This window comes from Streptomyces spiramyceticus (assembly GCF_028807635.1).
GTDB lineage: Bacteria > Actinomycetota > Actinomycetes > Streptomycetales > Streptomycetaceae > Streptomyces > Streptomyces spiramyceticus.
In genome coordinates, this window is record NZ_JARBAX010000002.1 from 708,744 (window position 1) to 728,548 (window position 19,805).

General features: G+C 68.5%; 18 protein-coding genes and 2 pseudogenes. 13 read left to right on the plus strand and 7 right to left on the minus strand.

Annotation, left to right across the window (positions count from 1 at the left end; translation table 11 throughout):
- The first annotated feature begins 25 nt into the window (after positions 1-25).
- Positions 26-832, plus strand: a complete 807-nt coding sequence (locus tag PXH83_RS26745; protein WP_274563753.1) for a DUF6461 domain-containing protein — start codon at positions 26-28, stop codon at positions 830-832.
- A gap of 97 nt (positions 833-929) precedes the next feature.
- Here PXH83_RS26745 and PXH83_RS26750 read toward each other — a convergent pair whose 3' ends face one another.
- Positions 930-1,601 carry a PDDEXK family nuclease gene (locus PXH83_RS26750; RefSeq protein ID WP_274563754.1) on the minus strand — a complete coding sequence of 224 codons (672 nt, stop codon included), beginning with the start codon at positions 1,599-1,601 and terminating at the stop codon, positions 930-932.
- A 193-nt stretch (positions 1,602-1,794) separates the two neighbouring features.
- Between PXH83_RS26750 and PXH83_RS26755 the strand changes: the two genes are divergently transcribed.
- The 3 genes from PXH83_RS26755 to PXH83_RS26765 all read left to right on the plus strand — a co-directional run bounded on the left by PXH83_RS26755 (position 1,795) and on the right by PXH83_RS26765 (position 4,544).
- Positions 1,795-2,544 carry a transposase gene (locus PXH83_RS26755; RefSeq protein ID WP_274563755.1) on the plus strand — a complete coding sequence of 250 codons (750 nt, stop codon included), beginning with the start codon at positions 1,795-1,797 and terminating at the stop codon, positions 2,542-2,544.
- A gap of 1,037 nt (positions 2,545-3,581) precedes the next feature.
- A complete protein-coding gene (locus tag PXH83_RS26760; RefSeq protein WP_274563756.1) occupies positions 3,582-3,935 on the plus strand; it encodes a hypothetical protein in 354 nt (117 codons plus the stop codon).
- Positions 3,936-4,304: 369 nt separating this feature from the next.
- Positions 4,305-4,544 carry a hypothetical protein gene (locus tag PXH83_RS26765; protein WP_274563757.1) on the plus strand — a complete coding sequence of 80 codons (240 nt, stop codon included), beginning with the start codon at positions 4,305-4,307 and terminating at the stop codon, positions 4,542-4,544.
- On the opposite strand, the pseudogene PXH83_RS26770 reads toward PXH83_RS26765, so the two are convergent.
- A pseudogene (locus PXH83_RS26770) lies at positions 4,484-4,678 on the minus strand (transcriptional regulator); the annotation flags it as partial. The gene PXH83_RS26765 and the pseudogene PXH83_RS26770 overlap by 61 nt on opposite strands.
- Positions 4,679-5,170: 492 nt before the next feature.
- Here PXH83_RS26770 and PXH83_RS26775 point away from each other — a divergent pair.
- Both PXH83_RS26775 and PXH83_RS26780 read left to right on the plus strand, forming a co-directional pair.
- The gene (locus PXH83_RS26775; RefSeq protein WP_274563758.1) at positions 5,171-7,087 is read left to right on the plus strand and encodes a hypothetical protein; all 1,917 of its coding nucleotides are present in this window, start codon (positions 5,171-5,173) and stop codon (positions 7,085-7,087) included.
- A 158-nt stretch (positions 7,088-7,245) separates the two neighbouring features.
- Positions 7,246-7,696: pseudogene (locus tag PXH83_RS26780) on the plus strand (transposase).
- Between the two features lie 632 nt (positions 7,697-8,328).
- Here the strand turns inward: PXH83_RS26780 and PXH83_RS26785 are convergent.
- Positions 8,329-9,216 carry a LysR family transcriptional regulator gene (locus PXH83_RS26785; RefSeq protein ID WP_274563759.1) on the minus strand — a complete coding sequence of 296 codons (888 nt, stop codon included), beginning with the start codon at positions 9,214-9,216 and terminating at the stop codon, positions 8,329-8,331.
- Between the two features lie 198 nt (positions 9,217-9,414).
- On the opposite strand from PXH83_RS26785, the gene PXH83_RS26790 reads away from it, so the two are divergent.
- The gene (locus tag PXH83_RS26790; protein WP_274563760.1) at positions 9,415-9,804 is read left to right on the plus strand and encodes a VOC family protein; all 390 of its coding nucleotides are present in this window, start codon (positions 9,415-9,417) and stop codon (positions 9,802-9,804) included.
- Between the two features lie 217 nt (positions 9,805-10,021).
- On the opposite strand, the gene PXH83_RS26795 is transcribed toward PXH83_RS26790, so the two are convergent.
- The gene (locus PXH83_RS26795; RefSeq protein ID WP_274563761.1) at positions 10,022-10,174 is read right to left on the minus strand and encodes a cupin domain-containing protein; all 153 of its coding nucleotides are present in this window, start codon (positions 10,172-10,174) and stop codon (positions 10,022-10,024) included.
- Positions 10,175-10,263: 89 nt separating this feature from the next.
- On the opposite strand from PXH83_RS26795, the gene pcaDC reads away from it, so the two are divergent.
- From pcaDC to PXH83_RS26815, 4 genes are all read left to right on the plus strand, one after another.
- Positions 10,264-11,562 carry a bifunctional 3-oxoadipate enol-lactonase/4-carboxymuconolactone decarboxylase PcaDC gene (gene pcaDC, locus PXH83_RS26800; RefSeq protein WP_274563763.1) on the plus strand — a complete coding sequence of 433 codons (1,299 nt, stop codon included), beginning with the start codon at positions 10,264-10,266 and terminating at the stop codon, positions 11,560-11,562.
- Between the two features lie 42 nt (positions 11,563-11,604).
- On the plus strand, positions 11,605-12,237 hold the full coding sequence (locus tag PXH83_RS26805) for an MBL fold metallo-hydrolase (protein ID WP_274563765.1): 633 nt from the start codon (positions 11,605-11,607) through the stop codon (positions 12,235-12,237).
- A gap of 30 nt (positions 12,238-12,267) precedes the next feature.
- Positions 12,268-13,047 (plus strand): exodeoxyribonuclease III, encoded by a 780-nt coding sequence (locus PXH83_RS26810; protein WP_274563766.1) that lies wholly within the window; start codon positions 12,268-12,270, stop codon positions 13,045-13,047.
- A gap of 61 nt (positions 13,048-13,108) precedes the next feature.
- Positions 13,109-13,552, plus strand: coding sequence for a DUF6278 family protein (locus PXH83_RS26815; RefSeq protein WP_274563767.1), 444 nt, complete (start codon positions 13,109-13,111; stop codon positions 13,550-13,552).
- Between the two features lie 258 nt (positions 13,553-13,810).
- On the opposite strand, the gene PXH83_RS26820 is transcribed toward PXH83_RS26815, so the two are convergent.
- Positions 13,811-15,409 carry a CocE/NonD family hydrolase gene (locus PXH83_RS26820; protein WP_274563768.1) on the minus strand — a complete coding sequence of 533 codons (1,599 nt, stop codon included), beginning with the start codon at positions 15,407-15,409 and terminating at the stop codon, positions 13,811-13,813.
- Between the two features lie 129 nt (positions 15,410-15,538).
- Complete coding sequence (locus PXH83_RS26825) at positions 15,539-16,705, minus strand: L,D-transpeptidase (RefSeq protein ID WP_274563770.1); 1,167 nt, start codon at positions 16,703-16,705, stop codon at positions 15,539-15,541.
- A gap of 208 nt (positions 16,706-16,913) precedes the next feature.
- Between PXH83_RS26825 and PXH83_RS26830 the strand changes: the two genes are divergently transcribed.
- On the plus strand, positions 16,914-17,678 hold the full coding sequence (locus PXH83_RS26830; protein ID WP_274563771.1) for an alpha/beta fold hydrolase: 765 nt from the start codon (positions 16,914-16,916) through the stop codon (positions 17,676-17,678).
- A complete protein-coding gene (locus PXH83_RS26835; RefSeq protein WP_274563772.1) occupies positions 17,675-18,913 on the plus strand; it encodes a cytochrome P450 in 1,239 nt (412 codons plus the stop codon). The genes PXH83_RS26830 and PXH83_RS26835 overlap by 4 nt, the downstream gene beginning before the upstream one ends.
- A gap of 63 nt (positions 18,914-18,976) precedes the next feature.
- Here the strand turns inward: PXH83_RS26835 and PXH83_RS26840 are convergent, their stop codons facing one another.
- Complete coding sequence (locus tag PXH83_RS26840) at positions 18,977-19,723, minus strand: hypothetical protein (protein WP_274563773.1); 747 nt, start codon at positions 19,721-19,723, stop codon at positions 18,977-18,979.
- Between the last annotated feature and the right edge of the window lie 82 nt (positions 19,724-19,805).

Consider the following 19,805-nt stretch of genomic DNA (forward strand, 5'->3'; position numbering starts at 1 on the left):
AGTGGCACCGGACAGAATGCGCTGCATGACTTCGGCTACGGCACATGACTACGCTTGCATACGGACCTCCCCGCTGTTCTGCTACGCGCTGGAGGCCGGCTACACGCTGACCCTGGTGCGAGGGGTTACGCCTGCGGACGTGTTGCGGGTGATGGCGGCAGTCCCCCAGGGAACCTGCCATGGAGCGGATGCGCTGATCGAGCAGCAGGAGGAACTGCGCGAGGGCATGGACTACTGGGACGAGGCGTTCCTCGCCGGAGCCTTTGCAGTTGCCGGTCACGGTGGGGAGTGGACCCTCGTCTTGCAGTTTGACGGTGGCGTGGGCATGCAGGGGCGTTTTCTGGAGGTGCTGTCGACTGGCGGTCGGGCCGTGATGCATTCCAGCAACGGCGGCAAGCCCATTCATCTCTTCCACTGGTACGAGGACGGTGAACTGCGAACCACCTTCGAAGGGCCTGCAGTTCGCTACGGCAGTACCCCCGACGACCTGGTCGAGGTCATGCGAGAGGTGGGCTTTGCCCTCTCAGTAGCGGAGGAGGAAGCCGCCGGTGCGGGCGTCGACACCAAGGCGGCGACCTTCGCATTGGCAGAGCGCTTGAGTGGAGTGCGGGTGAGTGAGGCGCTCTTGCAGTGCGCCGACTTCCAGATCGGACATGTGCCGGAAGAGCCCGCCGAGGACTGGACCGGCATTGTCATCGACATCACGGACGCCCAGGGGGACCGCTTCTGCAGGGAATTCACCCGTGAGGATGTCGGGGCCGCAGCGGACGAGGCCCGTGCCCGGGCCAACGCTCCAGTCGTCATTGAGGGACCGTTCTTCTCGGGATCGTGACTGCCGGCAAGTTGCCCCCCGTCAGTAGGGGTGTCCGTGACAGGAATAGGCTGGCTGGACGCTGTGTAGTTGGGAAACCCTGATGGTGTGCGGGTGCTCAGAAGTCGGAACCCAGCAGGGCGAGAGGGTGACGTTCGAGCTGCGCGAAACGGACCTTTTCGCGCAGCCAGGTCGCGATATCACCTTGCTGTTCGAGCAGGAGGACGAGTTCCCGGAGTTCGCCCAGGACGATCACTCGCTGGTTCAGTGCGCGTTCGCTTTCTGCGATGGCCGGCCCGGTGAAGCCTGACGCAGAGATGAATAGGGCGCGGACTTCCGAGCGCCCGTACACCCGAACCAGGTGGCGGCTCATCGCATTGATCTCGACAGGCTCACCCCACCACTTGATCTCTACGAGGTACACGGACCCGTCGACTTCGAGGGCGCCGTCAATCCGTTCAACGGGATGCCCTTCCTCGCTACGTAGCGTAAAGGATTCCCTTATCAAGATACTTTCGGTCGTGAACAGGTCGTTGAGCACGCCTTCCAGGGCGGTACCTCGCTTCCTTGGGTCGTCTTCGTTGAACAGGTCGTTGAGTCGGACTCGGAGGTCTTGAAACCTTGCCTTCCGCCGAGCAAGGCGCTCAAGGCCGCTTGTGCGCGCTCTGACATGAGCTGCTCGCTCTTCATCGTGTGCCTGGCTCATCCGCGTGAATGAGTCCTTGACGTTCACGAGTCGTCGCACGTTTGCCTGCAGCCCCTGGGCCGGGAGGCGGTCGTCCGGCCACATGTGGAGAAGTCCTCGAATTCGATCGATCGTTTGAGGATTTCCCTGCGAACTCCCAAGCCTGCGTCGCCCTGTTCATTGAACGTTTTCAGCGTGGCCACTGATCGGGTGAGACCGGTGAGGGCCGCAACGCACAGGGCTCCCGTGCTGTTGGGTGAGGTGTTCGACGTCTCAACCCACCCGCACAGGAGCCCTGTTGGTTCCCTATCCTGCCGCACTCGACCTCCCGCATGCCCTGGTCGAGTGGGTCACGATGCTCATCGTCACCCGTGAGCGTGACCGACGGTGCAAACTCCCGCCGCACCAGCGCGCGCTCATCGCTCTGGTGTACCTGCGCCGCCACGACACCCTCGCCCGGATCGCGGCCGGTTTCGGCATATCCGTCGGCACCGCCCATGCCTACGTCACGGCTGTGACCGACCTGCTCGCCGACCGGGCACCGGGCCTGCTCAAGACTCTGCGCGAGCACGGTCCGGAGTTCGTCCTGCTGGACGGCACCCTCGCCGAGTGCGACCGCGTCGGCGACAGCCGAGCCGACTACTCGGCCAAGCACCGCCGTCACGGCGTGAACGTCCAGGTCGTCACCGACCCCGCCGGCGCAGTGCTGTGGATCTCGCCCGCGCTGCCGGGCCGCGCCCACGACCTGACTGCTGCCCGCACCCACCGCATCATCCGGATCTGCGAGCGTCTGGGCGTCCCCATCCTCGCCGACCGCGCCTACCAAGGCGCCGGCCCCTGGGTCACCACCGGACTCAAACGCCCGCCCCGCGGCGAACTCACCCTAACCCAGCGCACCGCCAACCGGGCCCTCGCCGTGGCACGGGCACCCGTCGAACGCGGTATCGCACGGCTGAAGTCCTGGCAGATCTTCCGCAGATCCTGCATCAGCCCCAACCGCATGACCATCATCACCAAAGCCGTCCTCACCCTGGAGCGACAGCGCTGAAAATGCTCACTGTTCTGAGCGGGGCGGCCTCTAATCTCACGTTCAGTGGCTGCTGTCGAGGACGGAGTCACCCACATAGGTGACTGCCGTCCCCTTCCACCTGGCTTGTCTCATGGCATCCGTGACGGTCGAGTCATGGGTGCCGAAGAAGTTTGCGCCGACCACCGTACGGAAGTGTTTCTTCGCAGTTTTGACGGGCGGTGACCGCCGCCCGGTACATAAACCCGTTCCGGGTTCGGCTGGGACGCCAGCCGAACCCGAATAGGTTCAACTCCCGTTGAAACTGCTGCCTTTTCACGGTGGGATTGCCGGCGCCTTGGCCACGGTGGCTCCTACGAGCCCCGGTTTCAAGGCCCAGGTGCCACGCTGATCACGACGGCCCCGTTCGCGCCGGCGATACCGCCGTCGCCGTCGCCCCCGGCACTACCGGCAGTCCCGGAGCCGCCGGTGCCAGTGCTGACGCCGGCGCCACCGCCGCCGCCGGTCCCGCCGTTGCCCCCGCCGCCGGCATCGCCACCGGCACCGTGGGATTCGCCGTTGACGACGACCGCGGCGCCACCAGCACCGAACGCGCCACCGGTGCCGGTCGCACCGGAGCTGCCGTTTCCGCCAGCGCTACCGTTGTTCCCGGTCACTGAGGTGAGGGGGATACCCACACAGGATCGGCCCCCGCCGCCGCTACCGCCGGTGCCTGCGCCACCGCCGGCACCGTTGGCGCCACCGGCGCCTCCGCCGGCGCCGGCTGCGCCGGAAGTGCCGCCTCCGCCGCCTCGGCCGCCCGCCCCGCCGGTCGCGGAGCTGCTACTGGCGCTGCCGCCTCCGGCAGAGGCCCTTTGAGCCAGGCCGACCGCTACGCTGCTGGTCCCACCGTTTTGACCGAGGGTGCCGGAGGCTCCTCCGTCACCGTTACTGCCGTTGGCTCCGCTACCGGCGGACCCGGCGCCACCGGTGCCGCCGACGCCTCCGTTACCGCCGGTACCTGCGCTGCCGGCACTTCCCACGACCGTGGTCAACACCGAGCCGGCGGGAACTACGAATTGGCACTGCACGAAGGCTCCGGAGCCTCCACCGCCTCCTCCTCCGCCCCCGCCGCCGCCTCCCCCGCCACCGCCGCCGCCACCGCCGCGGTTGGTGCCCCCGCCCCCGGCGCCGCCTCCGCCGCCTCCGCCGCCACCACCGCCGGCGCCACCGCTACCGCCGGCCCCGCCGCCCCACAGGCGGACGGTGACGATGTCCACGGCGGATCCGAGGTCCGGAACCGTGAAGGAATGCTTGCCAGGGGTTGTGAACACTGTCTGCTGCTGCGTCGTCTGTGCAGCAGCGCTGTCAGCGAGCACCATCGGCGGGATCAGTCCGCCAACCAGTGCTGCTACGCCTACGCCGGCCCGTAGTCTCAGAGCCGTGCGTCCCTGAAGGCTTATCAATTCCCGTACCACGATGCCCTCCTCGCCTCGTCGCTTTCAGGCGATAGCGATTGTCCGCGAGGCGGAACGTGACGCTCCAGTACCACGAGGGGGCGGAAAGAAGCAAAGCAGAGATTGCGGTTTAGGCAATGCCAAAAGAATGGTGTCACTGAGGTGGCTGGGGCGGTGACGCACACCGGAGTATCTCCGCAGAAGCCGACGTCGCCTGGCGCCACCACTCTTCGGTGGCCCGGCGGGCGGGCATCTCACACTCCAGCCGATCTGGTGCTAGCAGATCCACCCCCGCCAGGGTATAGCTGACGCCGAGTTGTGTATGTGTGGGCGTGGGTGCCGCCGGTGTCGTGGACGACGCGCAGCGGGGTGATGGACGGCATCGCCGTTTGGGGCCTGGGGATGCCCGCGAAGCGGGTGGGCATGCCAGCTGTTTCCGGTGCCGAGGCCGTGATCGGTGCGGTGATGTCCATGACGTACACGTCATGGGATGTCGAACTGCGGGCGGCGGGCGGGGTGACGCCTCAGGACGGGCGCACGCTGGTGGGCGGTGCGGAAGCCGGCTCCAGGCGGACGCAGCAGTGACCGGGGCTGGGCGCCAGGCACGGCTGGAGGCCGCTTTCGGCGAGCCCGTCCAGCAGGCCGCGAAGCAGGTGGAGGTTCATGCCGCACACTGTCTGGGTGTGTTCGCGGGCGAGCGCGTGGAACGGGCAGTTGCCCCAGCGGCAGCTGGGCGGCGGCGGTCCGTCCGGGGGAACCGGCGGTACCCGCTGTGCTGGGCTGGGCCACGGGGGCTCGTGACCGTTCTCCTCGCAGCACGCTCCTTCGCGCGGCCCTCAACGCGCTGGCGCCCCCCGTGTGGGGGACGCCCTCTGAGCTTGAGCGACGAGACGCTTCTCACGCGTCCGCGCGGGGCCTCTAACCGTGGGAGAACGGGCCTTCGGCGGCTCGTTCGAACGGCCATGCCGGGCGGCCGAGGTCAGCAGCGTGTCCCGGTGGCTGGCTCTGGTCGCCCCATGTCGACGACCTGCACCGGGCGGACGGGCCGCCGGTCGTAGTGTGGCCGGCTGCCTCCTCGTACAGAAGGAGGTCCTCTGATGGCAAGACTTACTCGCCTCGCGCTCTGCGCCGTTGCGTTGTCGCTTGTCCTCGCGCCCGTCGGCGTAGGGCACGCGGGGCCGACAGGCGGCCACCGCATTGGCCTGGACGCGGTGCCGAACACCACGGAGAACGACGCGATCACGTTCAACGCGGCGACGTGGGTGGATCTGCAGCGCGTGACGGGGGCGGACCCTGGCGTCGACGTGGACACGCGGGGCAATGACCGCATCTTCGTCGATTTCCCCTGGGCACGGCTCACCACCAATCAAACGCTCCCCAACATCGTGGCACGCTCGCTCGACCACGGTGACACGTTCCGGACCCTCTTCGACGAGACCTGCCCGACCAGCAACTCACAGCCGCACTGCGGCGATCCGGGCATGGGCAACAGCGCCCTCGCGCTCTCCCCCGACAGTGACAACGTCTATCTGTCCGGAATCGTGCCCGGCTTCGGCTCCCTGACGGCGTCCGCATCCTCCGATGGCGGAGACACCTGGCCCAAGTTCAACCCGGTGACCACGCCGGTGGGCATGGACCGGCCCTGGTTGCTCGCCCCGGGCGGCCAGACGGCGTACCTCACGTGGAACAACGTGGCGCTGGCGCAACTGGGTCAGCCGAGCGTGCAGTACGCGACCACGCAGGACGGCGGGGCCTCGTGGAACGTCGATCCGATCCCCAAGTACGCCACGAGCACCGCGACACGACTGGTGATGGACCGGTCCGCCCAGAGCCCTGCGCGCGGTGCCATCTACCAAGTCTTCAACGAAGTAGACGCCCAAGGGAACGCAACTCCGAAGGTCGGCATCGCCGTTTCCACAGACGCCACCAAGACCTTCCAGACCCACCACGTCGGGGACGACCTGGCATGCGGCGGCTGCGAGGGTGCATACCACGGATCCTCCTTTCCATGGGTGACTACCGATGCCGCCGGAAATCTCTATGCCGTTTGGGGGACAGAAAGCGGCTCCGACGTCGTCATGAGTACGTCGAAGATCTCCGCCCCGGCCAATGACCCGACGCAAGGCGGTAATCCCGGCAGTACCTGGAGTACTCCCGTCCGTGTGTCCGCGGGGCCCGCGGAAACCGCTGTCGTCAGCAACGTCGTGGCCGGCTCGCCGGGCAACGTCGCCATCGTCTATTACGGGACCAAGGGTTCCGGGATCCCTGACACTCAGCCGGACGATGCCGAGTGGCACCCGTTCGTCGCGCACTCGGCCAATGCACTCGACTCAAACCCGGAGTTCACGCAATCGGTCATCGACCATCGCGTGGTTCACACGGGCGGGTTCTGCACCGCTGGACTTGGGACCTGTCCCGCGGGCGGTAGCCGGGGTCTGCGCAACTGGATGAGGGTGGGCATGGGTCCCGACGGGCGTCTGTACGCCGCGTGGAGCGATGACAACAACGACGGCCACCGGACCGGAATTCGCTTCGCGAAACAGCTCACCGGTCCGAGCCTGATCACCGGGACTCCCTCGTTCAACGACCCCGCACCGTCGAGTCCGATGGCCGATCCCGCAGGCGACGCCACGTGGCTCAATCGTCTCACCGGCGGCACCAACCTGCCCGAGGCCGACCTCACGAGCGTCGCAATGGACAGGCACGGTAAGGACATCCGCTTCACGCTGTCGGTCGGCGATGCCCAGCGATTCGAGGATGCGGTCAACGCGGTCCCTTCGGCCGAACGACTGCTCTTCGTCGTGCGGTTCGAAACTGCGGATCAGGAGTACTTTGCGGCGTACGAGTACTCAAAGGGCGGAGCGACCCGTGCCTTTACCGGCCGGATTGAAGCCGACGACCGTGTCGACCCCATCGACAGCGCGATCGATTTCGTCCGCGACGATGACGCAATGGCGACGGTCAGTGGTGACACGATCACGATCGAGCAGGACCTGTCGCGCCTCGGTGGCACCTCGAAGTTCGACAGCGTCGTCGGGGCCGCCCTCATCGGCCCGTCCAGCAGCAATGAGAGCCAGTTCAAGTTGCTGAACACCATCGATGCGACACGGGCCTTCGACCGTGAATGAGCTGTGATCCCTGCGAGGACGGTACGGCGCGTGGCGGCTCACTGAGCCTGATCGAGCTGGCCACCGATCAGGTGACGGTCCACGAAGCGCAACGAGCGCGGCCCCCGAGCTGTTGATCGAGATGTCTGACGTCTCAACCACGCTGCTCGGGGGTCTCGTTGGTCATCTATCCTGCCGCACTCGACCTGCCCCATGCGCTCGTGGAGTGGGTCACCATGCTCATCGTCACCCGCGAGGGTGACCGCCGCTGCAAGCTCCCACCGCACCAGCGTGCCCTGGTCGGCCTGGTGTACCTGCGCAGACACGACACGCTCGCGCAGATCGCCGCCAGCTTCGGTATCTTGGTGGGCACCGCCCACGCCTACACCTCGCCGACCGCGCCTACATGGGAGCTGGCCCCTGGGTGACGACGCCCCTCAGACGCCCGCCAGGCCGTGACCTCACGCCAACCCAGCAAACCGTCAACCGCGCGCTGTCCAGGCATGGGCACCGGTTAAGCGCGGCGTCGCGCGACTGAAGTCGTTGCGGATCTTCCGCAGGTCCCGGTGCAGTCCGAATCGAATGTCGTCAATCTGCGCGGCCGTCCTCACCCTGGAGCGGCAGCGCTGAAAAGGCTCATTGATCCGGCTGAGCACGGCACGAACGATCTTGTACTTGCTGACTGCTGACTTGTCCGCGGCGAGCTGGTGTCGATGGGGCGCGAGCAGGTCTTCGCTGACGCCAGCGCCCCGCAAGAATCCAAGGACCCCTTCTTTGCTCCGGTTGAGCCGGGGCACCAGCTCGATCAACAGGTCCAAAAGCTCAGGCGGCCAGTGGTAGGCGTCGTTGTGGGCCACTCGTCATCTACACCTTCCGCACGGGAGCCGCTCTCCGGGGTGCTTCGATCTGGACGATGTCCGAACGGCTCGACCTATGAAGCTGATTGTGCAGCGGTTATCGCCGCTTGAGACTGGGTTTCGCGGGATGCACGGCATGAAGCTGGTGCGGTGATGTTCGCTGGCGCCTCTCTGCGCGCTGGAAGACTCCTCGGACCCTTTGGCAGCTTCAGTTCAGACTGGTCGAGCCGGGAGGATCTTGCAGTCTGTTGGCGGCCGCGTTCCTGTGCCTGCTCTGCGCGCAAGGCCGGGGCAGGGAACGGTCCTCGGTGGCCGACTGGGGGCGGTGGCAGGCCGTACTGGCGCCTTCGGCCCGCGGGGTGCCCGTCCCGGCCTGACCCTCGGTGCACCGGCCCGGACGGGCGGTCATGCTTCTGGGGGCGACGTGTCGGTGCCCAGCAGGGCGAGGAAGGCGGAGGCCGCGGGTGACGGGGTGAGTCGGCTCCAGACGAGGCGCTCCACCCGCACCGGCCCGTCTGTGACCGGCACACTCCGCAGGCCGTGCAGTTCGGCGGCGAATGTCGCGGGAAGCAGGGCGATGCCCAGTCCATGGCGGACCATCCGGGCCATGAGCTCGACGCCGGACACCTCGAAGGCGACTTCGCGGCGCAGTCCGGCCGCGGCGAACGCCTCGTCCGACTGGGCGCGGGCGGCGCTGCCGTCGGCGAAGTCCACGAAGACCTCGTCGACGAGCTGCTGGAGGTCCACCCCGTGCTCCTGCGCCAGCGGGTGGCCCGGATCGACCACGGCGACGTGCTGCCCGTGGGCGAGTTCCCGGTCACGGACGCCCTGCGGCCGGAATCCTGGCGGTACGCCGAGGAATGCCGCGTCCAACCTGCCGTCGCGCACGTGCTCGACCAGCCGCTCGCTGGAGCCGGTCCGCAGACTGATGCGTACCTGGGGGTAGCGCTGGCGGTAGTCCCGCAGCACCGCCGGGAGATCGACGGCCGTCACGGTGGGGATCGATCCGACGGTCAGCTTGCCCCTTATCTCGCCGGTGGCCGCCGCCACCTCCGCCCGTGCCCGCTCGGCCGCTTCCAGGGCCTGGCGGGCGGCGGGCAGGAACGCCTCTCCCGCGGAGGTCAGCCGCACCCAGCGGCTGGTCCGCTCGAACAGCCGGGCGCCCAGTTCCTTCTCCAGCCGGGCCACTTGGTGGCTGAGCGCGGACTGGACGACATGGCACCGCTCGGCGGCACGGGTGAAGCTCGCGGTCTCCGCCACCGCGAGGACGTAGCGCATCTGCTGGAGATCCATTCATCCATCGTGAAACACGATGGATGGGATGACAAACATGTGTTGGATCGATGTATGGATGCTCGGCGATGCTGAAGTCAACGGCGGGCCAACGGTAGTCAGCGACCGGCCACCGCCCTGGACCTGTGAGGTCCTGGGCCCGCCGGCCCCGCCGTACCACCACCGGCGCCCCGGCGCCCCGACCCCGCGGAGACACCAATGCGCGTGATCGCCTTCGACCACCTCGTCCTGAACGTCGCCGACATCGAGCGCTCGCTCGCCTTCTACACCGGCCCTCTGGGGCTGGAGCCGGTGCGGGTGGAGGAGTGGCGGGCCGGCAAGGTTCCCTTCCCGTCCGTACGGGTGAGCCCGACCGCCATCATCGACCTCGTCGAGGCCCCCGACGTGCGGCCGGAGGGGTCCAACGTCGACCACATCTGCCTGGTGGTGGAGCCGCTCGACTGGCAGCAGGTCGTCGATTCCAGTGTCTTCACGGTGGTAGACGGCCCCGGCGAGCGCTTCGGCGCCCGGGGCACCGCGATCTCCCTGTATGTGCGGGACCCGGACGGCAACACGGTGGAACTGCGCTGGTACCCGCAGGACGCTTGATGCTCGGTGAGCGCCCGGTCAGCGGATCGGCGGCCAGCACACCCCCTAGGGGTCGCTCCATCGTGTCCATCGACAACTTCTCTTCGTTGTAGCCGTCAGCAGATGGCTGTCACTCCGCCCAGGGCAGCGTCCGTGTCTCTTTGCTTCCTGGCGTGGAGGCTCGGCCGCCGGCACGCATCGCGACCAGGGCCTCGGCTGGCTCTGCGGCCGTGCGGAACTATCGCATGGCGCCGGCCGGGAGGACGACGGCCTGGCCCGCTGCCACCGTCTCGGTCCGGCCCGAGGCAGTGACCTCGATCGATCCGCTGATCAGCATCCAGACCTGCTCCCGGTCGATCGCGTGCTCTGGACCTGTAGCGCTGGGCTCCATCCGAACCTGCCAGGTGCTGACCTGGTCGGACAGTTACAGCCAGGACCCCCCTCATAGGGGCTGTCGTGACAGATGAGAGGGTCAGGCGAGTGAGTGAGACACCGAAGAGCACGCTGCAATACCGCTTTGACGGGCCAGAAGACGCCCCTGTCCTGATCTTGGGTGCCTCACTGGGTACCACATGGCACATGTGGGACCGGCAGATACCCGAGCTGACCCGCCACTGGCGCGTATTCCGCTTCGATCTGCCCGGCCACGGCGGCGCCCCCGCGCACCCCGCCTCCTCGATGACCGAGCTCGCCGAGCGTCTGCTGGCGACCCTCGACAGCCTCGGCGTACAGCGCTTCGGCTACGCGGGCTGCTCCATCGGCGGCGCGATCGGCATGGAGCTGGCGCTGCGCCACCCGGAACGGCTCGCCTCGCTCGGTCTCGTCGCCGCCTCGCCCCGCTTCGGCACCGCCGACGAGTTCCGCCAGCGCGGCGTGATCGTACGGACCAACGGCCTGGAGCCGATGGCGGCCACCGCGCCCTCCCGCTGGTTCACCCAGGGCTTCGCCGCCGCCCAGCCCGCGATCGTGGAGTGGGCCGTCCAGATGGTCCGCACCACCGACCCCGGCTGCTACATCGCCGCCTGCGAGGCACTGGCCGCCTTCGACGTCCGTGTCGACCTGCGCCGCGTCGGCGTCCCGACCCTCGTCCTGGTCGGCTCCGAGGACCAGGTCACCGGACCCGCCGAGGCCCGCACCCTGGTCGCCGGCATCCCGGACGCCCGGCTGGCCCTGGTCCCCGGCGCCTCCCACCTGGCCCCCGTCGAACAGCCCGCCGCCGTGACGGACCTGCTCGTACGCCACTTCTCCACCGCCTGGCAGCCCGTCCCGGGGTCGACCACGGGTGTGCAGGCGATCCCCGCGGCGCCCGTGAAGCCCGCGATCTCCGCACCCACCACCCCCGTCGCCGAGATCAGCCCGGCGGCGCAGCCCGTCGCCGTACCGGAGCAGGGCGGCCGCCCCGATCCGTACGAAGCCGGACTGAAGGTCCGCCGCGAGGTCCTGGGCGACGCCCACGTGGACCGCGCCCTCGGCTCCGCCGACGCCTTCACCGGCGACTTCCAGGAGCTGATCACCCGCTACGCGTGGGGCGAGGTCTGGACCCGAGAGGGCCTCGACCGGCGCACGCGCAGCTGCGTCACCCTCACCGCGCTGGTCGCGGGCGGTCACCTGGACGAACTGGCGTTCCACACCCGCGCCGCCCTGCGCAACGGTCTGACGCCCGCCGAGATCAGGGAAGTGCTGATCCAGACCGCTGTGTACTGCGGCGTCCCGGCGGCGAACTCGGCGTTCAAGGTGGCCCAGGCCGTCATCCAGGAGGAGACCACGCCGCAGGCGTAACAGGACGGCCCGGGGCAGGATGGCCAGGAGGAGGATCACGCCATGAAGCTGACCAAGAAGTCCCACGCCTGCATCAGCCTGAAGAAGGACGGCCGGACACTCGTCATCGACCCGGGCGGCTTCAGCGAGGACGACGCAGCGATCGGCGCCGACGCCATCCTCGTGACCCACGAGCACCCCGACCACTTCGACGAGTACCGGCTGCGGGCCGGCATGGAGAACAACCCCGCAGCCGAGATCTGGACCCTGCGCAGCGTCGCCGACCGGCTCTCGACCGCCTTCCCGGGGCGCGTCCACACCGTCGGCCACGGCGACACCTTCTCGGCCGCCGGTTTCGACGTACAGGTGCACGGCGAGCTGCACGCCGTCATCCACCCGGACATCCCGCGCATCACCAACGTCGGTTACCTGGTGGACGGTTCGCTCTTCCACCCCGGCGACGCGCTCACCGTCCCCGGCCGGCCCGTCGAGACGCTGATGCTCCCCGTGATGGCCCCGTGGTCCAAGATCTCGGAAGTCATCGACTACGTACGCGAGGTCAAGCCGCAGCGCGCCATCGACATCCACGACGCGCTGCTCACCGACCTCGCCCGGCCGATCTACGACCGCCAGATCGGGGCGCTCGGCGGCGCGGAGCACAGCCGCCTGACGCCGGGCGACTCGACCGAACTGTGAGTGTCGGACCCCGCGACTAGGCTGTGCCACATGCGCATCGCCACCTGGAACGTCAACTCGATCACCGCCCGGCTGCCCCGGCTGCTGGCCTGGCTGGAGAGCACCGGCACCGACGTGCTGTGCCTCCAGGAGACCAAGACCACCGCCGAGGGATTCCCCGCCGACGCGCTGCGCGAACTCGGTTACGAGTCCGCGATCAACGCCTCGGGCCGGTGGAACGGCGTGGCCCTGATCTCCAAGGCCGGCCTGGAAAACGTCGCCATGGGCCTGCCCGGCGGGCCCGACTACGGGGGCGTCCAGGAGCCTCGGGCCATCTCCGCCGACTGCGGCCCGCTCCGCCTCTGGTCGGTGTACGTGCCGAACGGCCGCGAGGTCGCGCACGAGCACTATGCGTACAAGCTGCGCTGGCTCGAAGCGCTCCACAAGGCCGTGGCCAACGATGCGGTGGAGCAGCGGCCGTTCGCCGTCCTCGGCGACTTCAACATCGCCCCGACCGACGAGGACGTCTGGGACCCCGCGTTCTTCGAGGGCTCCACGCATGTCACCCCGGCCGAGCGGGCGGCGCTCGGTGCGCTGCAGGAGGCCGGCCTCTCCGACGTGAAGCCGCGCCCGCTCAAGTACGAACACCCGTACACCTACTGGGACTACCGCCAGCTGTGTTTCCCCAAGAACAGGGGCATGCGCATCGATCTCGTCTACGGCAACACCCCCTTCACAGCAGCGGTCAAGGACAGCTACGTGGACCGAGAAGAGCGCAAGGGCAAGGGCGCGTCCGACCACGCACCGGTGGTCGTCGACCTCGACCTCTGACGCCGATGGATCTCCGCGCGCCTGTGGTGCACATGGCGATGAGAATGCGAGGCTGAGCGGTATGAACATCCCCTTTCTGGACAACTGGCGTAAGCGCCGCGACATGGAGCACGGCACGGCAGTGTTCGCGCCCGGCGACGACGGCGACGCGGAGGGGCTGGCGGAGCTGCTCGCCGAGTGCGAGCTGCTGCGTGTCCGGGCGGGGGATGCCGGTCTCGAACTCGACGACTCCCCGGCCTCGTTGGAGGCGCTCGACCAGCTGATGCCGCGCTGGCGCGACGACCCCGAGGAGCTGCCCTGGCTGGGCAATGACGCGGGCCTCTACCTCGGTTCCGTCATTGTGCGTACGGTCCCCGGGGCGGGCTGGCATCTGTGGCCGAGCGGCCAGCCGGTGGTCCGGCTGGCCTCGGGCCGCGAGATCAATGTGGTGGAGGCCGGCCTGGACTGGGCGGTCAACGGCGCTCCCGAGCTCTCCCAGATGTATGCAGAGGCCTCCGAGCACTGACCGCCCGGAACTCTTTAGTGCGCCTTATGTCCCATTTAGGCGTGTCGTGTGCGAAGTCCCTTGTCGGGATGGATAGTTTGCGCTGACCTTGACACAGCTGAGAGTGGGTAGAGCAGCGTATGGCCGTCGATCCGTTGACCGGGCAGCGTCCAATCTCGACTACGATTTGCCGTTCATCCCCGTAGTGCTGGTGATCTGGCGGCTGCCGGGCGTGCGTTGGTTCAAAAGGGCACATGCCTGCCCGGCAGCAGCCGGAGATCACTTGTCGCGCAATGGGACCGACACGTATGACGGGTCGGACTCGGGCGACGAGAAGGTCAGCTGCGCGCCGGACGGGTTGTGTTCGATGTAAAGCGGGTCGACGGTGTCGACCACCAGAGCCAGTCGGTGGCCGGCCGGTACGTCGTAGGCGGTGGAGAACAGCTCCAGGTCTACGGGGAACGGCTTGCCGGGCGTCTGGCCGTGGAAGGTGTACGGCGCATTGCTGACCAGCTTGCCGAGGCCGAGCGGGCCCACGTCGTAGAGGTATGCGACGAGGGTGCCGCTCTCCTTGGTGCTCGATACCGTGGTGTGCAGCTCGGCGGTGCCGCGCACGCGCTGCGTGGAGCCGTACCGTTCGGACTGCCAGACGGCGGCGTACGAGCGCGGCAGCAGCGGAATGGACGCCATCGGCGGCAGTCTCAGGAACTGGTCGAGGGTGCTGGACAGCATCACGATCCCGCCGTTGGCGCCGGAGTCGACGTTCGTCCGGATCTGCTTGCCGGCGCCCAGGTCGATTTTCCGCTTGTCCGCGCCGACCGACTTCCAGTCGGGGTAGCTCTCGTATGCGTCGGTGGAGCGGCTCTTGATCTGGACGGGCTGCTCGCGGTCGATGCCGTTGTCGGCGCCGGCCAGATGGTGGTCGAACCAGCGCTGGGTGTTGGTCCAGACGTCGTTGGGGAGCCCCAGCAGGCCGGTGGCCTCCGCGGTGGCGTGGTCGCCGGGACGGAACTCCAGGCGCTTGGGGCCCGACAGCTTCTCGTAGAACTTCGCGTACTGGTTGGGCGGGAAGATGGTGTCGCCCCAGGCGTTGCCCAGCATGATCGCCGCGCCGTTGCTGTTGATCCGATCGAGGTAGGTGGCGGGGGAGCGCTTCTTCCCCCACTCGATCATCTCCTGCTCCTTGGCCAGGTTGGAGCCGAGGAAGTCCTTCATGGTCTGCTGGAGTTCGGGGCCGGGGCGGCCGGTCAGATAGCCGGCGCCGCTCAGCAGCCCGGCGGCCTGGAGGTGCTGGGTGCGGCCGCTGTAGATCGATTCGATGAGGTCGGCCCAGCCGCTCATCGCGACAACCGCCTTGATCCGCTTGTCGTGTCCGGCGGCCAGCAGGCTGATCCCGGCGCCGTACGAGACGCCCGCCATGCCCACCTTCTGCGGGTCGGCGGGGGTGTTGGCGAGCGCCCAGTCGATGACCTTGGAGGCGTCGGCGATGTCCCGGGGGCCCGCCACCTCGATCTCGCCGCCGGACTGCCAGAAGCCGCGCGAGTTGTAACTGACGACCACATAGCCGGAGTCGGCGAGCTTCTTGGCCTGGGCGACGTATTCGATCTGCGGCATGGCCCAGCTGGTCGGCAGCACGATCACGGGATAGGTGTGCTTGCCGTCGGCGCCTGCCGGGGTGAAGACATTGGCTTTGAGTACGGTGCCTCCGTCGCCGGCGATGTCGACGAACCGTACGCCCGAGGTGGTGGCGGCAGGGGCGGACGCAGGGGTGGAGGCGTGGGCGGTGGGAGCCAGGCCGGTGGCAGTCCCTGCGAGCAGCACGGCGGTGGCGGCGCCTGCCGTGGTGCTGCGACGCAGGGACTTGTGGGGGTGTCTCACGGGTCACTCCTCACTCGTTGCTTCTTCAAGTGCAAAGTGACCCGACGGTAACCTGCGTCACTTACCTCTGGTAACTCTTCGGTAAGTTACGTGCGGGTAACGATTGTTGGACGAGGCGTCAACAGTGGCTCAGTGCAGGGCGCTCTTCGCCTTCCAGTCCGCCCAGGAGATGTTCCAGTCGCCGTAGCCGTTGTTGAGGGCAACCGTGCCCTTGGCGTCGTTGCCGGTGATCTCGAAGGGGTCGCCGACCTGGACCGCGCCGTATACGGCCGAGGCGTCGCTGTCGCTCATGCCGACACAGCCGGAGCTGTGGTTGGTGTTGCCGAAGTAGGCGGCATTCCAGGGCGCGGCGTGCGCGTACATCCCGGACCAGGTGAGCCGCATCGAGTAGTCGACCATCTTGTTGTACGCGTCACCGAGGCCCACGGTCTCGGAGCGCATGTTGATCGTGCCCTCCTTGGACATCAGGACGGCGGTGCCGCGCCAGGACGCCTTGTCGCCGCCGGGGGTGCCCGCCGACATCGGGACGTCCTTGACCGGCTGACCGTCGCGCATCAGCTTGAGCCGGTGGTTGTCGAGATCGACCTTGACGACCTGGTTCTTGCCGATGGTGAGGTTCGTGGCGTAGTCGCGTACGAACCAGCCGCCGCCGTCGCCCGAGTCGATGCCGTTGAGGTCGGCCTTCAGGGAGACCTTCGTGCCCGGCTTCCAGTACTCCTTGGGGCGCCAGTCGACGCGGTCCTTGCCCGAGTAGTCCTGCATCCAGCCCCAGGAGCCCTCGGTGTCGTCGGAGGTGCTGACCTTGAGGTGCTTCTCGACGTCGGTCTTGTTCTCGACCGGGCTGTCGAAGACGATCGACAGCGGCTGGGCGATGCCGACCGTGGTGTTCTTGCCGGGCGCCAGCGTGAGCTTGTTGACCCTGTCGGCGGCCGCCGTGGCGAAGTCCGCCTCGGCGCTGCCGCCGCCCTCGGCCGTGGCGCGGACGGTGTAGCCCGTGCCCGGGGCCGCGTTGCGGCCGGACGTCCAGGACTTTCCGTCCGCCGACACCTTGCCGTCGAGCTTGCCGCCCTCGGTGTCGGTGACCGTGACCTGCTTCAGCCGGCCGTCGGCGAGGGTCACCTTCACCGGCTCGCCCGCCTTGGCCTGCTTCCCTCGGAGGTTCACCGAGATCTCGGTGCTCTTCCCGGACGTGTCGGCCGCGTCTGCCTTGCCGGTCCCGCCGCCGGAGCAGGCGGTCAGCGCGGCGGCGAGCGCCGCGGTGCCGACCAGCAGGGTGCGGGTGTGTATGCGGCTCAACTGAAAACCTCCGGTGCGATGTCTGTCACCGGGACAGAGCAGATTCCGGAAGGCCGGGTTGCGTGAATTCCGCATGATTTCGCCGAATCCGGCTGTGACAAGGACCGCACGCCGTTCCCACATGGCGCGCCCCCCGCGCGGTCTTGCCGTGCGCGGCAGCCTGGGCCAACGTAATGGCCGACCGTCGTACCTCCCGATCGGAGACGCCATGGCCCTCAACGCACTTCCGCACACGCTGCTCGGGGAGGGACCCCACCGGGTCGTCGCCGTGCATGGCTGGCTCGCCGACCGCAGCGCCTACGCCGCCGTGCTGCCGGACCTCGACACGCGCGCCTTCACCTACGCCGTCGTCGACCTGCGCGGCTACGGCGCGGCGAAGGAGACTCCGGGGCAGTACACGACCAGCGAGGGCGCGGCGGACGTGCTCGCGCTCGCCGACCGGCTCGGCTGGGACACCTTCTCGCTCATCGGGCACTCCATGGGAGGATCCGTCGTCCAGCGCGTAGTGGCCGCCGCCCCGCAGCGCGTCCGGCGGCTCGTCGGCGTATCTCCGGTGCCCGCGAGCGGGCTGGCGATGCCGCCGGAACAGTGGGAGCTGTTCGCCGAAGCGGCCGACCGGCACGAGAACCGGCGCATCATCTTCGACTCCACGACCGGCGGGAACCGCCCGGCCGCCTGGCTCGACCGCATGGTGCGCCAGTCGGTCGAGCAGAGCGACCCCAAGGCCTTCCGTGCCTGGTTCGAATCCTGGGCGGGCGAGGACTTCCACGCCGAGATCGAGGGTTCCGACGTGCCGGCGCTGGCGGTGGCCGGGGCGCTGGATCCGGCGCTCAGCACTGAGCTGATGCGGCAGACCTGGCTGGCCTGGTTCCGCCGCGGTGAGGTGGCCGAGCTCCCGGGCGCCGGTCATTACGCGATGGACGAAACCCCGCTCCAGCTCATCCGTACGGTCGAGGACTTCCTGCGCGCATGAGCGGAACGGCTCGTATTCCGGATGTGTTCGACCCCCGGCTGTACGGCGCCGGGCTCCCGCACGAGGCCTACCGGGTGCTGCGCGACAGGCTCCCGGTGGCCTGGCAGGAGGAGTACGAGGTGCTGGGCTGGCCGCCGGGACCCGGCTTCTGGGCGGTCACACGCCACCGCGACGTCGTCGCCGTACTCAAGGACTCCCGCACTTTCTCGTCCGAGGTCGGCGCCACCCAGATCCGCGACCCCGACCCGGCCGACCTGCCGTTCATCCGGCGCATGATGCTGAACCAGGACCTGCCGGGCCACGGCCGGCTGCGGCGGCTGGTCAGCAGGGCCTTCACCCCGGGCCGTATCGACCGCTTCGAGGCGTCCGCGCGGGCGCGCGCACGGTCGCTGCTCGGCGCGGCCCAGAAGACCGGCGCAGTCTTCGACCTGGTCACCACCGTCACCGACGACTACGCCCTGCTCAACCTCGCCGATCTGCTCGGCGTACCGGAGAGCGATCGCGGGCTGCTGCTCAAGTGGACCGAACGCGTCATCGCCTACCAGGATCCCGACGAGCCGCCGGTCCTCGGGCCGGAGGGCAAGCCGGTCAATCCGCGCTCGCCCGCCATGCTCCAGGAGATGTTCGATTACGCCCAGCAGCTCGCGGCGTACAAGCGACGCCGACCGGCCGACGACATCATGACCTCACTTGCCGCCTCCGAACTCCACGATGCCGAGCTGGAGATGTTCTTCTTCCTGCTGACCGTGGCAGGCAACGACACCGTGCGCAGCGCCGCCCCCGGCGGCTTCCTCGCGCTGGCCGAGCACCCGGACCAGCAACGCAGGCTGCGCGCTGGTGAAGTGCCCGTGCCCCTGGCGGTCGAGGAGCTGCTGCGCGTGCACCCGCCCGTCCTCACCTTCCGCCGCACCGCCGCCCGGGACACCGAACTGGCCGGTCAGCGGGTGCGCACGGGTGACAAGGTCGTCGTATTCCACGCCTCCGCCAACCACGACGAGCGGGTCTTCGACGCCCCGCACCGCCTCGACCTGTCCCGCTCCCCGAACCCGCACGTGTCCTTCGGCGACGGCCCACACGTCTGCCTGGGCGCACACTTCGCCCGGCTCCAGCTGCGTGTTCTCCACGAGGAGGCATTGCGCCTGCTCCCCGAACTGACGCTCGCGGCCCCGCCGCGTCGCCTCGTGTCCAACTTCATCAACGGCATCAAGTCCCTGCCGCTGCGCGCAGGAACATGACTTGGGCAGGGAACGAATTCTGCGTGGTGCGGTCCAAGAAGACCCTGATCGGCTGAGGAGGACCTATGTCGTCGCCCGGTGCGAAGTGCGCGGCGCGGGCAGCGGGGACTGCGCCGCCCGGGTCACGTCGGCGATCTCCTCCACCACGTCCGGCCCGTACGCCTGCGAGTTGACGACCTTCAGCAGCAGGCAGAAGGAGCCGTTGCTGCCGTGCTTGCGGGCCAGTCGCTCGTGGTTACGGGCCAGATAGCGCGTCGCCGCCTGGTTGGTGATCGCGCGCTGGCCGCAGAAGAGGAACACCGGTCTGGCGTCCTGGCCGACGGTCAGGCGCGCGAGCAGGACGTACTCCGCGACGCCCGGCTCCAGCCGGTAGCGCTCGCTGCCGATCTGGAAGGCGGCGCGGTCGGGGCCCGGTTCGGCGTCCGTATTGATCCGGACGCCGGGGAGCAGGGAGTGCAGGTGGGCCGTCGTCCGCCGGTTCGAGCCCGGACCTCCCACGCAGTACTCCGTGCGCTCGCCGAAGCCCTGCTGCGCGACGTCGTGCGAGAGGATCTGGGCGTGCGCCCCGCAGTCCTTGATGAGGGCCGCGAGTTCGAGGAGCGCGAAGACGTCGTAACGGTGCACCGCGCCGTTGCCGCCCGCCTCGCGGTTCACCACGAGCAGTGACTCGGAGTTCGTGGGCAGCCCGAGGAAGACCTGCTTGCGGCGCAGCTTGCGCCGCCACAGGTACGTACGGGCGAGCCAGCCGAGAGAAGCGCTGATCCCGGCCGCGATCACGCCCAGCACGATGTTGCGTACGTCGTCAGTCATGGGGCGGCATGGTAGCGGCCCGGCGCACCGGTGTTCGAGGCGGTCCTGACGGGCGGGGATTGTGAAGTTACGCTGCCCGGAC